Here is a 15,608-nt window from a genome sequence, read left to right as displayed (position 1 = left end):
CGAAAGGCGACGCGGCGCTTTAAGGTTCAATGTCTCGGTCCGAAACGCAGGCGTATGCCGGTGTCGTCGGTACGCCGGTTGGGGGTAGCACTTTTCATGGTGGATGGAATGGCCTTGCCATTGGGCACGGAGGACGGAGTCACTGCTGCCCAGGATCGGCGAGCCTCCTTTGCCTTGCCGGGGCTTATGCTCGCCACCGGTGCCCTGATCTGCGCCACCTTGTCGCTGCTCGTTCTTCTCGGTCTGACCCCGATCCGGCCCGAGAGAAACATCGTGATCGCCTGCGCCGGCATCAACGGCCTCTTCGTCGTGGGCCTGATCTACCTCATCGCTCGCGAGATATTCAGACTGCTCAGGGCGCGCAGCAAGGGAAGAGCCGCAGCGCGCCTGCATGTGCGCATCGTCGCGCTCTTCTCGATCGTCGCGATCACTCCGGCGATTCTCGTCGCGATCTTCGCCAGCATCACCCTCGATGTCGGCCTCGATCGCTGGTTCTCGCTGCGTACGCAGGCGATCGTCCGTTCCTCCCTGAATGTCGCGCAGGCCTACGTCCTCGAGAATGCCAGCTACCTTCAGGGTCAGACGGTGTCGATGGCCAACGACCTGGAGCGCAATCGCCAGCTCTATAGCCTCGACCGTACCGGCTTCGTCGAGCTGATGACACGGCAGGCGAGGGGGCGCGGCATGCTCGGCGCATTCCTCGTGCGCGCTGACGGCAGCGCCATACTCCAGGCCAATATTTCGACCGATCGTCCGCTGCCGGCGATCCCGCAGGACGCACTGAAGAGCACCATTGCCGGTCAGCCGACGCTTATTCCTCCGGGCGTGACCAATCTGGTGGGAGCCGTCATTCCGCTCGAAAACATTCCGGGCACCTATCTTTACACCGTCCGAAACGTCGATCCGGAAGTCATGCGATCGATGCGGCTGATGGAAGAGAACACTGCGGAATACAAGACGCTCGAGGCTGGGCGGACCTCCCTGCAGATCGCCTTCGGCGTCCTTTACATCGGTTTTGCCCTGATCGTGCTGCTGGCGGCGATCTGGACGGCCATTGCGGTCGCCGACCGCATCGTCCGGCCGATCCGGCAGCTGATCGGCGCCGCCGACAGCGTCGCTTCCGGCAATCTCGACGTCGTCGTTCCCGTGCGCGCCGTCGACGGCGACGTCGGCAACCTGTCGCGCACGTTCAACAAGATGGTGAGCGAAATTCGGACCCAGCAGGATCAGATCCTGGTGGCGAAGGACGAGGTCGACCAACGCCGCCGCTTCATCGAGGCAGTGCTCTCCGGCGTGACGGCGGCAGTCATCGGTGTCGGCAGGGATCGCCGCATCACCATCTTCAATCCGTCTTCGGAAGGGATGCTCAAGAAGGCGGCGCCGGAGCTCATCGGAGCGAATCTCAGCGACGTGGCCCCGGAAATCGAAGCGGTTCTGGTCGAGGCCGAGAGCCGCTACCGCAACGATTACCGCAAGCAGATCAATATCATGCGCGGCGGCACCGAGCGCACGATGAATGTTCAGGTGACGCGGGAGGAGGGCGACGAATCGCATGGCTCCTATGTCATCACCGTCGACGACATCACGGATCTGGTAATCGCGCAGCGCTCCACCGCATGGGCGGACGTCGCTCGCCGCATCGCACACGAGATCAAGAACCCGCTGACGCCGATCCAGCTCTCGGCCGAGAGGCTGAAACGCCGCTATGGCAAGCAGATCGATCAGGAGGACCGTGCGGTCTTCGACCAGTGCACCGAAACGATCGTGCGCCAGGTCGAGGACATCGGCCGGATGGTCGACGAATTCTCCGCCTTTGCGCGGATGCCGAAGCCGACGAAGGAGAAGTCGGACCTGCGGGCGATCCTGAAGGACGCCGTATTCCTGCGCGAGATGGGCAACAGCCACATCAACTTCGTCCGCGATTTCGGCGACGAACCGCTCGAGGGGCAGTTCGACGGCCGCATGCTGGGTCAGGCATTCGGCAATCTCGTCAAGAACGCGGTGGAGGCGATCGAAGCCGTGCCCGCGGGAACGTCACGAGGCGCGCCCACAGTCGTCATCCGATCCCGTCGCGATGATACCACCGGCCGTTTCGTGGTCGACGTCATCGACAACGGCAAGGGGCTTCCGACCGAGAACCGGCACCGAATTCTGGAGCCGTACATGACGATGCGGGATAAGGGCACCGGTCTCGGCCTCGCTATCGTCAAGAAGATCATAGAGGACCACGGCGGGCAACTGGAACTGCACGACGCACCGCCGGACTTCGACGGTGGCGCCGGGGCGATGATCCGGGTGGTTCTGCCGCCCGCCGGCGAGACCGGGGGCGAAGATAATTTGAAGGATAAGGGTAATACCAATGGCGGCTGATATTCTGGTTGTGGATGACGAGGAGGATATTCGCGAGATCGTCTCGGGAATCCTTTCGGACGAGGGCCATGAAACGCGGACCGCTTTCGACAGCGAGAGCGCTCTCGCGGCGATCAACGACCGTGTGCCGCGCCTGATCTTCCTGGACATCTGGATGCAGGGAAGCAAGCTCGACGGCCTGGCACTGCTCGACGAGATCAAGAACCGGCACCCCGACTTGCCGGTGGTGATGATCTCAGGTCACGGCAACATCGAAACCGCCGTTTCCGCGATCAAGCGCGGAGCCTATGATTTCATCGAGAAGCCGTTCAAGGCCGACCGGCTGATCCTGATCGCCGAGCGGGCGCTCGAGAATTCCAAGCTCAAGCGCGAAAACTCAGAGCTGAGACGGAAGTCGGGCGATCCGGTGGAACTGATCGGAACCTCCGTTGCCGTGTCGCAGCTGCGCCAGATGATCGAGAAAGTGGCGCCCACCAACAGCCGTATCATGATCCAGGGACCGTCCGGCTCCGGCAAGGAACTCGTCGCGCGGATGATCCATCGCAAGTCCGCGCGTGCCAACGGTCCCTTCGTGGCTCTCAATGCGGCTGCGATCACGCCCGACAGAATGGAGATCGCGCTTTTCGGTACCGAAGGAACGACGGGGCAGCCGCGTCGAACGGGTGCACTCGAGGAGGCCCACGGCGGCATCCTCTACCTGGACGAGGTCGGCGAAATGCCGCGCGAAACGCAGAACAAGATCCTGCGCGTCCTCGTCGACCAGCAGTTCGAGCGGGTCGGCGGCTCCAAGCGCGTCAAGGTCGATGTCCGCATCATCTCCTCGACCGCCTACAATCTCGAGAACATGATCACCGAGGGCCTGTTCCGCGAGGACCTGTATCACCGGCTCGCCGTCATTCCGGTGCGCGTTCCCGCTCTTGCGGAGCGGCGCGAGGACATTCCTTTCCTGGTCGACATGTTCATGCGACAGGTAAGCGAACAGGCCGGCATCCGTCCGCGCAAGATCGGCGAGGATGCGCTGGCCGTGCTGCAGGCGCATGATTGGCCCGGCAATATCCGCCAGCTGCGCAACAACATCGAGCGCCTGATGATCCTTGCGCGCAGCGACGGTCCCGATACGCCGATCACCGCCGACATGCTGCCGAACGAGGTTGGGGACACCCTGCCGAAGATCTCGGCGCAGGGCGATCAGCACATCATGACCCTGCCGCTGCGGGAGGCTCGCGAGATGTTCGAACGCGATTATCTGATCGCCCAGATCAATCGCTTCGGCGGCAATATCTCGCGCACCGCCGAATTCGTCGGAATGGAGCGCTCCGCCCTTCATCGCAAGCTGAAATCGTTGGGCGTGTGATCAGAAACCCATAACGAGCCATCGGCAGATCCGTCCCATACGTAAGGAATAGCAATGAAGGTGATCATATGCGGGGCAGGGCAGGTCGGTTACGGCATCGCCGAGCGGCTGTCGCGCGAGAATAACGACGTTTCGGTGATCGACACGTCGGCCGCGCTGATTGCCTACATAACCGAGACGCTGGACGTGCGTGGTTACGTCGGCCACGGGGCACATCCGGATGTACTGGCGAAGGCGGGCGCCGACCAGGCCGACATGCTCATCGCGGTAACGCTGTACGATGAGGTCAACATCGTCGCCTGCGAAGTAGCCCATGCGATTTACAACGTACCGACCAAGGTCGCCCGCATCCGCGCGCAGAGCTATCTTGCGCCCGAATATTCCGACCTCTTTTCGCGCGAGAACGTCCCGATCGACGTGACGATCTCTCCGGAAATCGAGGTAGGGCGGCTCGTACTTCGCCGCATATCCTTTCCCGGCGCCACCGACGTGGTGCGCTTCGCGGACGATCGGATCGCGATGGTTGCGATCGAATGTATGGAAGACTGCCCCGTCGTCGACACGCCGCTGCAGCAATTGAGCGAGCTCTTTCCCGATCTGCACGCGACCGTGACCGGTATCTTCCGGGACGGTAAGCTGATCGTTCCGCATTCCTCCGACCAGTTGAAGACCGGCGATCTCGCCTATGTGGTCTGCGACCGCGACCATGCCCGCCGCACGCTGGCGCTCTTCGGCCATGAAGAACAGGAGGCGCGGCGGATCATCATCCTCGGCGCCGGCAATATCGGCTATTTCGTCGCGCGAACGATCGAGGAACAGCAGCCGCGCATGCGGGTGAAACTCGTCGAAAACGACCGGGATCGCGCCGTGCTCGTCGCCGACAAGCTCAACAGCACGGTGGTCCTCCACGGCTCGGCCATGGATCAGCGGATCCTGGCGCAAGCGGATGTCCAGGAGGCGGATCTCGTCGTCGCGCTGACGAATAACGACCAGATCAACATCCTCGGGAGCATGCTTGCCAGGAGGCTTGGAGCGAAGTCGACCCTCGTGCTGATCAACGAACCGGCCTATCAGGACTTCGCCGGCGCCGCCGGCGTCGACGCCTATATCAATCCGCGCGCCGTCACCATCTCGCGTGTGCTGCAGCACGTGCGAAAGGGCCGCATCCGGTCGGTCTACGCGGTGCAGAACGGCATGGCGGAGGTGATCGAGGCAGAGGCGCTCGAAACCTCTCCGCTGGTCGGCAAGGCGCTGCGCGAGCTCGAATTGCCGGAGGGTATCCGCATCGGCGCGCTCTATCGCGACAAAGCCTATGTGCGCCCAGACGGCAACACGCGGATCAAGGCGAAGGACCGCGTGGTCCTCCTCGCGGCCGCCGAGACCGTCCGCGATGTCGAACAGCTCTTCCGCGTGAGCATTCAATATTTCTGAGGGCCTCAGCCATGCCGAGAATCGCCTATGTCAACGGTACTTACGTCCAGCACGCCGAAGCCGCCATTCACGTCGAGGACCGGGGTTACCAGTTTGCCGACGGCGTCTACGAGGTCTGCGAGGTGCGGCACGGCTTCATCATCGACCTGACCCGTCACCTCGATCGCCTCGGGCGGTCCCTGGGCGAGCTCAGGATAGGCTGGCCGATGAGCCGTGCGGCGCTCGTCCATGTCATCCGGGAGGTGCTGCGCCGAAACAGGGTCCGCAACGGGCTCTTCTATCTGCAGGTGACCCGCGGCGTCGCGCGGCGGGATCATGTTTTCCCTGATGCGGACACGCCGCCGTCGATCGTCGTCACCGCCAAGCGCACGGATCCCGGGGCGATCGCCCGGAAGAATGCCGAGGGCATATCGGCGATAACGGTGCCGGAGAACCGGTGGGATCGCGTCGATATCAAGAGCGTCGGCCTTCTCCCGAATGTGCTTGCCCGTCAGCAGGCGAAGGAAGCGGGCGCGCAGGAGGCGATCTTCGTCGACGTGGACGGCATGGTCAAAGAGGGGGCGGCGACGAATGTATGGATCGTGGACCGCGAAGGGACGTTACGCACCCGCCCGGCGGAAAGTGGCATTCTGCGCGGCGTGACCCGCACCACCCTGATGGACGTGGCCAAGCCGCTGGGCCTTGCGATCGAGGAGACGGCCTTCTCCGTGGAAGAAATGCTCGCAGCGCGGGAGGTCTTCATCACCGCTGCTACCAGCATCTGCTTTCCCGTCGTTTCCGTCGACGGAAAGACGATCGGCAACGGTCATCCAGGAAGCATAGCACAGAATATTCGCGAGGCCTTTTTCGACATTGCGGAAAAGACGGTGATTTGATACCAAACCCTGCGGAGGTGCCGGGATCGTACGTGACACCTTAAAAATTAACAAAATGCACCGGCGCCAGAACGCCGGCAAATAAGAAAGTAGCGGCGCGATGGCGGAACGTTCTCAAAACTTGCAGGATCTCTTTCTCAACACGGTCCGCAAGCAAAAGATTTCTTTGACCATATTCCTCATCAACGGCGTCAAGCTGACGGGTGTCGTAACATCGTTTGACAATTTCTGTGTGCTGCTGCGCCGCGACGGTCATTCTCAGCTCGTCTACAAGCACGCCATCTCGACGATCATGCCGGGCCAGCCGTTGCAGATGTTCGAGAATGAGGAAGCTGCCTCCTGACGGGATGTGAGGAACATTACCAAGCGTGATTCAAAATCGTCGTCGATCATTCCGGAGCTCGAGAGGCTCCGCGATGATTCGCGTGCCGTCGTCGTCGTTCCGATCCTGAAAAAGACCGGGAAGGCTTCTGCCGACATCGTTGCGCAGCCCGCCACGCGTTCGGACGAAAGCCGGCTGGAGGAGGCGACGGGCCTGGCTCTCGCCATCGACCTGGACGTCGTTCACGGCATGATCGTTCCCGTCGCCCAGCCAAAACCGGGCACGCTGCTCGGCACCGGCAAGATCGAGGAGATCGGTCACGTCCTGAGCGAGAAGGATGCGGGGCTCGTGATCGTCGATCACCCGCTGACGCCTGTCCAGCAGCGCAATCTCGAGAAGGAATGGAACGCCAAGGTCATCGACCGCACCGGCCTCATTCTGGAAATCTTCGGCCGGCGTGCCTCCACCAGGGAGGGCACGCTGCAGGTCGATCTCGCACATCTCAATTATCAGAAGGGCCGCCTGGTTCGCAGCTGGACGCACCTCGAACGGCAGCGTGGCGGCGCGGGTTTCATGGGCGGGCCCGGCGAAACGCAGATCGAGGCCGACCGCCGGCTGCTGCAGGACAGGATCGTCAAGCTGGAGCGCGAGTTGGAGCAGGTGCGGCGCACGCGCCAGCTTCACCGGTCGAAGCGCAAGAAGGTGCCGCATCCGATCGTCGCGCTCGTAGGCTATACGAACGCGGGCAAATCGACGCTCTTCAACCGGATGACCGGGGCCGGCGTGCTCGCCGAAGACATGCTCTTCGCGACGCTGGATCCGACGCTGAGGCGGTTGAAACTGCCGCATGGGCGTATGGTCATCCTCTCCGACACCGTCGGCTTCATTTCCGATCTGCCGACGCATCTGGTCGCCGCCTTCCGGGCGACGCTGGAAGAGGTACTCGAGGCCGACCTGGTCCTGCATGTGCGCGACCTGTCCGATCCGGACAATCAGGCCCAGGCAAGCGACGTGCTGCGCATCCTGGCCGATCTCGGCATCGACGAGAAGGAGGGTGCCGAGCGCATTGTCGAGGTCTGGAACAAGATCGACAAGGTCGAGCCGGAAGTGCGCGAAGCGCTGGTGAAGAAGGCCGCGAGCGCCGACAACACGGTCGCCGTTTCGGCCATGACAGGCGAAGGTGTCGACGATCTTCTCACTGAAATAGGCCGGCGTCTTTCGGGCGTCATGACCGAGTGCACCGTCGTTCTGGGTCTCGATCAGCTGCAGTTGCTGCCTTGGGTCTACCAGCATGCGATCGTCGATGGCCGCGAAGACCTCGAGGATGGACGCGTGAGCCTTGACCTGCGTCTGACGGAGGGAGAGGCCACGGAGCTCGAGAGGCGGCTGGGCAACGGCCCGAAGGCCGTCGAAGAGGATTGGTAGCAGCCAGGAGTGTTGCGCCATTTCCTGACTTTCCGCACAGGTTATAAGAGTGGACCGCACCCTCTCCCCCTCATCCCTGTGCTCGTCACAGGGATGAGAGCAGCGCCGCGTCTGCGGCGCGGCTGAGTCTTTTCAGCCCAAGGACTTGGTCTGGCTGGATTCCTGTGACAGGTACAGGAATGAGGGAGGCGGGGATGCACGGGCGCTCCCGCAACCTCGTTTGGGGACTGCGCGCCATCTCCTTCCGCACGGCCCATGAGAAGTATTCCGAGGGACCGGGACCCTCTCTCCCCTCATCCCTGTGCTCGTCACAGGCATCCAGCAGCGCCGCGTCTGCGGCGCGGAAGAGTCTTTCCAGCCCAATGACTTGGTCTGGCTGGATTCCTGTGACAGGCACAGGAATGAGGGAGGCGGGATGCACGGGCGCTGCCGCAAACCTCGTTTGGGGACTGCGCGCCATCTCTTTGATATCCGCGCACCTATGAGAACTATTCCGAGGGATCGGGACCCGCTCCACCCTCATCCTTGTGCTCGTCACAGGGATCCAGCAGCGCCGCGTCTGCGGCGCGGGTGAGTCTTTTCAGCCCATTGACTTGGTCTGGCTGGATTCCTGTGACGAGCACAGGAATGAGGGAGGCGGGGAAGCACGGGCGCTCCCGCAACCTCGTTTGGGGACTGCGCGCCATATCTTTGATATCCGCGCACCTATAAGAACTATTCCGAGGGACCGCACCCGCTCCACCCTCATCCCTGTGCTCGTCACAGGGATCCAGCAGCGCCGCGTCTGCGGCGCGGGAAAGTCCTTTCCAGCCCAATGACTTGGCCTGGTGGGATTCCTGTGACAGGCACAGGAATGAGGGATTGTGGTATGTAAGGCCGATGCAGCTTTCGCTTGCGAATACGCGAGGGAATGTTCAACCTGTTACGCAATGAAAGGTTACGTCTACATTCTCGCATCGAAGCGAAACGGAACACTGTATACGGGCGTGACCCGTGACCTGCCGCGCCGCCTCCTCGAGCACCAGAATGATCTGACGCCTGGATTCACATCCAGATACGGCGTGAAGACATTGGTGTGGTTCGAGGAGTTCGACCTGCTGACTTCCGCCATCATGCGCAGGGCTGTCCGGGGAAAGTTCCGGGTGAATCGAAATGTCGCAGGCGCATGCCCCGTCAGACGGCGTTTTTCCGTCTATTTTCTGGTTGTCGAGACTCAGAAAAGGAGACGGAGCATGCGGTTCACCCCTAGCATTTTCGCCCAGCTGCTGAAAGCGATTGATCGCCGCAGCTTTCAGGCGATTGTGGATCGTCATGCCGGGGATGCCTACGACAAGTGCTTTACCAGCTGGGATCATCTGGTGGCACTGATCTATGCCCAGTTGAGCGCCACGACCAGCCTGCGCGGGTTGGAGGCGAGCTTCAACGCCAACAGTCAGCATCATTACCATCTCGGCAGTGGCCGGCTGATGCGCTCGACGCTGTCGGACGCCAACCGCCGCCGCCCGGTCGCCGTCTTCGCCGAGACCTTCGCGCTTCTGGCCGGTCAGCTCGACCGGCAGACGCGCCGGGAGGGCACCAAGATGCTGCGGCTGATCGATTCGACCCCGATCCCGCTGGGTAAGCTGTACGATTGGGCCAAGTCGAACGGCCGCATCCGCGGCATGAAGCTGCATGTCGTCTATGATCCCAAGGCCGATTGTCCAGGCATCCTCGACATCACCGACGCCAACGTCAACGACGCCCAGATCGGCCGCACGATCACCATCGAAAAGGGCGCAACCTATGCCTTCGACAAGGGCTACTGCCATTACGGCTGGTGGACGGCGATCGCCGAAGCCGGCGCCAGTTTCGTCACCCGGCCGAAGACCAACATGGGACTGGCTTTGGTCGCTGAACGCCCCGTTGAGCAACCTCAAGGCGATGGCTTCCTGGTCCTCGAAGACAGCCAGGTCAGCCTCGCCAGCAAGGGCGATTCCAAGCTGCCGATCGGCTTGCGCCGGGTAATCGTCAAGCGCCAGGACGGCGATACGATCACGCTTCTGACCAACGACCTCGAGCGCTCCGCCGTCGAGATCGGCCAGCTCTATAAGGATCGCTGGCAGATCGAGCTTCTGTTCCGCTGGATCAAACAGCACCTCAAGATCCGCAAGTTCCTCGGCAACAACGACAACGCCATCCGCCTGCAGATCTTCGCGGCGATGATCGCCTATGCACTGTTGCGCATCGCCGCCCGCCTCGCCCGCGTCCCTCTACCGATCCTGCGCTTCACCGACCTCGTCACCCAGTGCCTGTTCCAGCGCAAAAGCATCGCCGAAATCCACAAGCCGCCGCAGGTCAATCCAAGCCGACCAAAACCCCGGACCATCCCAAACCAAATGGTCTTCCACTATGCATGAATTTTCCCCGGACAGCCCTGCATCATGCGGGAGAAGACGATGAAGAAATGGCCGAGGAAGTGGAAGCTCAATTTGATAGAGGAACTGAACCCCGAATGGGAAGACATCTCTCACTATCTTCACGGCTTACGAAACGCGCCGAGGGACCTCACCCGCTCCACTCTCATCCCTGTTATCGTCACAGGGATGAGAGCAGCGCCGCGTCTGCGGCGCGGGTGAGTCTTTTCAGCCCAAGGATTTCGCCCGGCTGGATTCCTTGACGGGCAGGGATGAGGAATAGCATAGACACAGCGGGTAACGCACGAGCCTACGTCAGCTGCCTTTCGATAGCCTTCGCCGCCTGCCAGAGTTCTTCCATGCGCTCCAGCGACGCCGCATCGAGCGTTTCGCCTCCGGCTTCCAGTTCCTTCTCTATGTGGCCGAAACGGCGCCGGAACTTGGTATTGGTGCCGCGCAGCGCCATTTCCGGATCGGTGCCGACATGGCGGCCGATATTGACGAGCGCGAAGATCAGGTCGCCGAGCTCGTCCGCGACCTTCCCGAGGTCACCGTCTTTAAGTGCCTGCCGCAGCTCGCCGATTTCCTCCTCGACCTTGTCGAGGATCGGCTCCGGCTCGGACCAGTCGAAGCCGACCTTTGCCGCCCGTTCCTGCAGCTTCAGCGCCTCGACCAGCGCCGGAAAACTGCGCTGGATCGAGCCGAGATGGCCAGCATGCTCCTCTTGCGACACGCCGCGCTGCAGGCGCCGTTGCCGCCGGTCGGCCTTCTCGGCCTGCTTGATCTCTTCCCATTGCAGCTTCACCGCCTCGGCGGTGTCGGCGTCGGAGCGGGCGAAGACATGCGGATGGCGGCGGATCATCTTGCGCGTGATGGCTTCGACGACGTCACCGAAGGAAAACGCGCCGGCCTCCTCGGCCATGCGTGCGTGAAAGACCACCTGCAGCAAAAGGTCGCCGAGTTCGTCGCACAGGTCGTCCATATCATGACGCTCGATCGCGTCGGCGACCTCATAGGCCTCTTCGATCGTATAAGGCCGGATCGTCTCGAAGGTCTGCACGATATCCCAGGGGCAGCCCGTCTCCGGATCGCGGAGCGCGGCCATGATGTCGAGCAGGCGTTGAATGTCGCGGGAAGCTTCCATGGCTCAATTCAGCGGTATGGCGTTGGTGTCTTTGCTCGCCTGATAGGTATCGGACAGACGATCGTAGCGTGCCCGGATGCGGGCGTCCTGGCCGCTGAGCCGCTGCCGCGTTTCCGGATCGGCCTCCTGCATCAGTGCCGCGATGGATGCCGATTGCCAGAACGCATTCTGCCGGGCGTAGCCGCCCGGTTCGAGGCGAAAAACCTCCTTCAGGATTTTCAGGTCATGCGGGATAGCGAAGCTGTCGCGCGAATCCTCGTGGCTGAAGAAATAGTAGAAGTTATCGAAACCTGCCCAGGTGATCGCCGAGAGACACATGGAGCAGGGCTCATGCGTCGAGAGGAAGATCAGCTCGCGCGTGTCCGGCGTCTCGGCCATCTCGTAGAAGCGCTTGAGCGTGTGCACCTCGCCATGCCACAGCGGGTTCTCGGTCTCGTTATTGGTTTCGGCCAGCACCAGCGACAGGTCGGACTTGCGCAGGATAGCGGCGCCGAACACCTTGTTGCCGTCGGCTACGCCCTTCTCGGTGAGCGGCAGTATGTCCTCTTCGATGACGGTCAGCAGGCGCTCTGCCAGTTCGGTCTTTTTCATGTCTCGGTCTCCTGCTTTGAGCCGGCATTTAACGGAGGTCGGCCGATCGGCGCAATGGCCGAGCCAACGGGCGGATCAGGGTCCCGGAGATATTTGCTCAAAAAGATTGGCTGTCGAGCAAAACAATACGTGACCGGAAAAGCATTGAAATTTCTGTTCCTTCAAATGTTGCGGCCTATAGGGGATATTCGCCGCAGCCTGCAAAAGGAGCCGTCCCCTCGTTATGTCGCAGAAATTGTCCGTCTTTCCGGCATTCTTTCGCGTCGCGCAGAAAAGCGTGGCGGTGTTCGGCAATGGGGACGAGGCCTTCGCCAAGGTGCGGTTGCTGCTGAACACCGAGGCGCGCATCGTCGCCTATGCGGATCGCCCGGAACCGGCATTCGAGGCTTTTCTGGATGCCAACAATATCGAGACCGTGCGCGAACCCTTTGGGGCTCATCAGGTCGAAGGCTCCGTCCTCGTCTTTGCCGCAACCGGCGATGCGGCGCTTGACCGCGTTGTCGTGACTGCGGCGCGCGAGCGGAAAATCCCCGCAAATGCCGTGGATCAGCCGGACTATTGCGATTTCCTCACGCCGGCACTCGTCAACCGGGCGCCCGTCGCAGTTGCGATCGGCACCGAAGGGGCAGGGCCGGTTCTGGCGCAGATGATCCGCGCGCAGATCGATCAATTGTTGTCGCCGTCCTTGGGTATCGTTGCCTCTTTGGCTGCGAGCTATCGCGACGCCGTCGACCGCCTCGTGCCGCGCGGCGTCGCGCGGCGTGTCTTCTGGCGCCGCTTCTTCTCGGGCCCTGTGGCGGATCAAGTAGCGCTCGGCGATCTTGCATCCGCGCGCCGCGAGGCCTCGAAGCTTCTGGATGTCGCGGGGGGCGTGGCCGGCCATGTGTGGCTGGTCGGCGCCGGACCGGGCGCCGAAGACCTGCTGACGCTCCGGGCGCAGCGCGTGATGATGGAAGCGGACGCCATCGTTTATGATGCGCTGGTGCCGCAAGCGATCGTCGACATGGGCCGCCGCGACGCCGAGCGGCTTTCGGTCGGCAAGCGCAAGGGCTGCCATACCAAGTCGCAGGACGAGATCAATCAGTTGCTGGTGAAGCTTGCCGGCGAAGGCAAGCGCGTCGTGCGGCTGAAGTCCGGCGACCCTCTGGTCTACGGCCGGGCAGGCGAGGAAATGGCGGCACTGCGTGAAGCCGGCATCAGCTACGAGGTGGTGCCGGGGATCACATCCGCCTTTGCCGCGGCCGCCGATTTCGAACTGCCGCTGACGCTGCGCGGCGTGGCATCGTCGCTGGTTTTCACGACGGGGCACGATCTGACAGGCAGCGTTCTTCCCGATTGGGCGCGACTGGCGGTTTCCGGCGCGACGATTGCCGTCTATATGGGCCGCACCGTTGCGGCCTCCGTCGCCTCGCGGCTCATGCAGGCCGGTCTGCCGCAGGACACGACCGTCGCGGTGATCGAGAATGCGAGCCGTGCCGAGCGCCGTCTCCTGCACGGAACGCTCCGCGATCTGCCGGACCTCGAGGCCCGCACGGAACTGGACGGGCCGGTCATGGTGATCATCGGCGAAGCGGTTGCGGGCGCGAATTTCGAGCGGTCCGAGCCGCTGGCGGCCGGCCGCACCAAGTATAGCGGTGCCGGCAAAGTTTCAGCGAAACGCACCGAACAGATCTGGAATTGAGGACGACGCGATGGTGGAAAAGGTTCTGACGGCAAACCGTCTGGCGGATGGCATCTCCGTCTGGCTCGACGCTTCCGGCAATTGGGTGGAGTCGTTGCAGGATGCCTTCGTCGCTCGCCATGCGGAGGCCGTCGCGGCCCTGGAGGCGACCGGAAAGCGCTCGTTCGACGAGAATAAAGTGGTGGACGTCAACGTTATCGACGTCGAGGAAGTAGACGGTACGCTGCGGCCGTTGCGCATGCGTGAGCGGATCCGTGCCGAAGGGCCGTCGATCCCCTACGCTCCTGGATACAGCGGGCTTGCGGGCCCGAAGAATGTTGCTGCCTGAGGACCTGAGAAGCCATGTATCGTTACGACGAATTCGACCACGCCTTCGTTTCCGCACGCGTCGAGCAGTTCCGCGACCAGGTCCAGCGGCGACTGTCCGGTGAACTCGCGGAGGATGCGTTCAAGCCGCTGCGCCTGATGAACGGCGTCTATCTGCAGCTCCATGCCTATATGCTCCGCGTCGCCATTCCCTATGGTACGCTCTCGAGCCGGCAAATGCGGATGCTCGCCCATATCGCCCGCAAATATGACCGCGGCTACGGACATTTCACGACCCGCCAGAACATCCAGTACAACTGGCCGCGCCTTTCCGACACGCCTGATATCCTTCAGGAACTGGCAAGCGTGGAGATGCACGCGCTGCAGACCTCCGGCAACTGCATTCGCAACGTGACGGCGGACCATTTCGCCGGTGCCGCGGCTGACGAAGTCGCCGACCCGCGCCCCTATGCCGAAATCCTCAGGCAATGGTCGAGCGTCCATCCGGAGTTCTCGTTCCTGCCGCGCAAGTTCAAGATCGCCGTGACCGGCGCCGAGCGCGACCGCGCCGCCATTCAGGTGCATGACATCGGCCTGCACCTGAAGAAGGACGAGAACGGCAAGCTTGGCTTTGCCGTCTATGTCGGCGGCGGGCAGGGCCGCACGCCGCTGATCGCCAAGAAGATCCGCGACTTCCTGCCGGAAGAGGATCTGCTCTCCTACACGACCGCGATCATGCGCGTTTACAACCTCCATGGTCGCCGCGACAACAAGTACAAGGCGCGCATCAAGATCCTGGTTCATGAAACCGGTGCCGAGGAACTGGCCCGTCAGGTGGAGCTCGAATTCGCCAATCTGAAGGACACGGAACTGAAGCTGCCGGACGCGGATATCCAGGCGATCGCTGCCTATTTTGCGCCCGCGACGCTGCCGAACCGGCCGGAGGGCTGGGGCAGTCTCGCCCGCTGGAAGAAGGCCGATCCGGAATTTGCCCGCTGGGTGCACCAGAACGTCCAGCCGCACAAGCATCCCGACTACGGCATGGTGACGATCTCTCTGAAGCCGATCGGCGGCATTCCGGGCGACGCGAGCCACGAACAGATGGATGCGGTCGCCGATATCGCCGAGGAATATGCCTTCGACGAGATCCGCGTCAGCCATGAGCAGAACCTGATCCTGCCGCATGTGGCGCTTGCCGACCTCGAGCCTGTCTACCGCGCCCTGGTCGCCGCCGGCCTCGCCACCGCCAATGCGGGGCTGATCACCGACATCATTGCCTGTCCGGGGCTCGACTACTGTGCGCTTGCCAATGCACGCTCGATTCCGGTCGCCCAGGAGATTTCGAACCGTTTCGGCTCGCCCGAGCGGCAGGCCGAAATCGGCGAGCTCAAGATCAAGATTTCCGGCTGCATCAATGCCTGCGGGCACCATCACGTCGGCCATATCGGTCTTCTGGGCGTCGAAAAGAAGGGCGCGGAGCTCTATCAGATCACGCTCGGCGGCTCCGGCGACGAACATACATCGATCGGCGAGATCATCGGTCGCGGCTTCGAGCCAGAAAGAGTGACCGACGCGGTGGAGACGATCGTCGATACCTATCTCGGCTTGCGCCGGGACAAGTCGGAGACCTTCCTCGAAGCCTATCGCCGGGTGGGGCCGCAGCCTTTCAAGGATGCGCTCTATGGCGGCGGTGCCCAGGCAGCCGCGTGATCCAAG

12 protein-coding genes and 2 pseudogenes are annotated in these 15,608 nt (G+C 62.4%); 12 read left to right on the top strand and 2 right to left on the bottom strand.

All coding sequences use genetic code 11. The annotated features are described in order from the left end of the window. Positions 1 to 54: 54 nt before the first annotated feature. From ntrY to M1D34_RS08265, 9 genes and pseudogenes are all read left to right on the top strand, one after another. The gene (gene ntrY / locus M1D34_RS08305) at positions 55 to 2,370 is read left to right on the top strand and encodes a two-component system sensor histidine kinase NtrY (protein ID WP_013844315.1); all 2,316 of its coding nucleotides are present in this window, start codon (positions 55 to 57) and stop codon (positions 2,368 to 2,370) included. After that, entirely contained in the window at positions 2,360 to 3,724 is a 1,365-nt protein-coding gene (gene ntrX / locus M1D34_RS08300; protein WP_003535439.1) for a two-component system response regulator NtrX, read from the top strand. Before ntrY ends, ntrX begins: the two co-directional genes overlap by 11 nt. A gap of 54 nt (positions 3,725 to 3,778) precedes the next feature. Then, positions 3,779 to 5,155: a Trk system potassium transporter TrkA gene (gene trkA / locus M1D34_RS08295; protein ID WP_498781572.1), complete on the top strand. Its 1,377-nt coding sequence runs from the start codon at positions 3,779 to 3,781 to the stop codon at positions 5,153 to 5,155. A gap of 11 nt (positions 5,156 to 5,166) precedes the next feature. Beyond that, positions 5,167 to 6,030, top strand: a complete 864-nt coding sequence (locus M1D34_RS08290) for a D-amino-acid transaminase (protein ID WP_498781570.1) — start codon at positions 5,167 to 5,169, stop codon at positions 6,028 to 6,030. 100 nt (positions 6,031 to 6,130) lie between these two features. After that, on the top strand, positions 6,131 to 6,373 hold the full coding sequence (hfq, locus tag M1D34_RS08285; RefSeq protein ID WP_003535434.1) for an RNA chaperone Hfq: 243 nt from the start codon (positions 6,131 to 6,133) through the stop codon (positions 6,371 to 6,373). Positions 6,374 to 6,379: 6 nt separating this feature from the next. Then, positions 6,380 to 7,777, top strand: coding sequence for a GTPase HflX (gene hflX, locus M1D34_RS08280; RefSeq protein WP_015241154.1), 1,398 nt, complete (start codon positions 6,380 to 6,382; stop codon positions 7,775 to 7,777). Positions 7,778 to 8,706: 929 nt separating this feature from the next. Then, positions 8,707 to 8,895 (top strand): annotated as a pseudogene (locus M1D34_RS08275) (GIY-YIG nuclease family protein); the annotation flags it as partial. A 114-nt stretch (positions 8,896 to 9,009) separates the two neighbouring features. Next, positions 9,010 to 10,173: an IS4-like element ISRm16 family transposase gene (locus tag M1D34_RS08270; protein WP_498781710.1), complete on the top strand. Its 1,164-nt coding sequence runs from the start codon at positions 9,010 to 9,012 to the stop codon at positions 10,171 to 10,173. Between the two features lie 21 nt (positions 10,174 to 10,194). Further along, a pseudogene (locus tag M1D34_RS08265) lies at positions 10,195 to 10,302 on the top strand (GIY-YIG nuclease family protein); the annotation flags it as partial. Between the two features lie 178 nt (positions 10,303 to 10,480). Here M1D34_RS08265 and mazG read toward each other — a convergent pair. Both mazG and M1D34_RS08255 read right to left on the bottom strand, forming a co-directional pair. Further along, the gene (mazG, locus tag M1D34_RS08260) at positions 10,481 to 11,314 is read right to left on the bottom strand and encodes a nucleoside triphosphate pyrophosphohydrolase (protein WP_003537451.1); all 834 of its coding nucleotides are present in this window, start codon (positions 11,312 to 11,314) and stop codon (positions 10,481 to 10,483) included. A 3-nt stretch (positions 11,315 to 11,317) separates the two neighbouring features. Then, on the bottom strand, positions 11,318 to 11,905 hold the full coding sequence (locus M1D34_RS08255; protein ID WP_127638893.1) for a deaminase: 588 nt from the start codon (positions 11,903 to 11,905) through the stop codon (positions 11,318 to 11,320). Positions 11,906 to 12,128: 223 nt separating this feature from the next. On the opposite strand from M1D34_RS08255, the gene cysG reads away from it, so the two are divergent. The 3 genes from cysG to M1D34_RS08240 are packed head-to-tail and all read left to right on the top strand — an operon-like array spanning position 12,129 to position 15,602. Then, positions 12,129 to 13,586 (top strand): siroheme synthase CysG, encoded by a 1,458-nt coding sequence (cysG, locus tag M1D34_RS08250; protein ID WP_498781566.1) that lies wholly within the window; start codon positions 12,129 to 12,131, stop codon positions 13,584 to 13,586. A 10-nt stretch (positions 13,587 to 13,596) separates the two neighbouring features. Then, complete coding sequence (locus tag M1D34_RS08245; RefSeq protein ID WP_003537445.1) at positions 13,597 to 13,914, top strand: DUF2849 domain-containing protein; 318 nt, start codon at positions 13,597 to 13,599, stop codon at positions 13,912 to 13,914. A gap of 14 nt (positions 13,915 to 13,928) precedes the next feature. Beyond that, the gene (locus M1D34_RS08240) at positions 13,929 to 15,602 is read left to right on the top strand and encodes a nitrite/sulfite reductase (RefSeq protein ID WP_003537444.1); all 1,674 of its coding nucleotides are present in this window, start codon (positions 13,929 to 13,931) and stop codon (positions 15,600 to 15,602) included. Positions 15,603 to 15,608 lie beyond the last annotated feature (6 nt).

This window comes from Ensifer sp. D2-11, assembly GCF_054161295.1.
The sequence above is the reverse complement of the archived record's forward strand: the minus strand, read 5'-3'. Positions and strand labels throughout refer to the sequence as shown.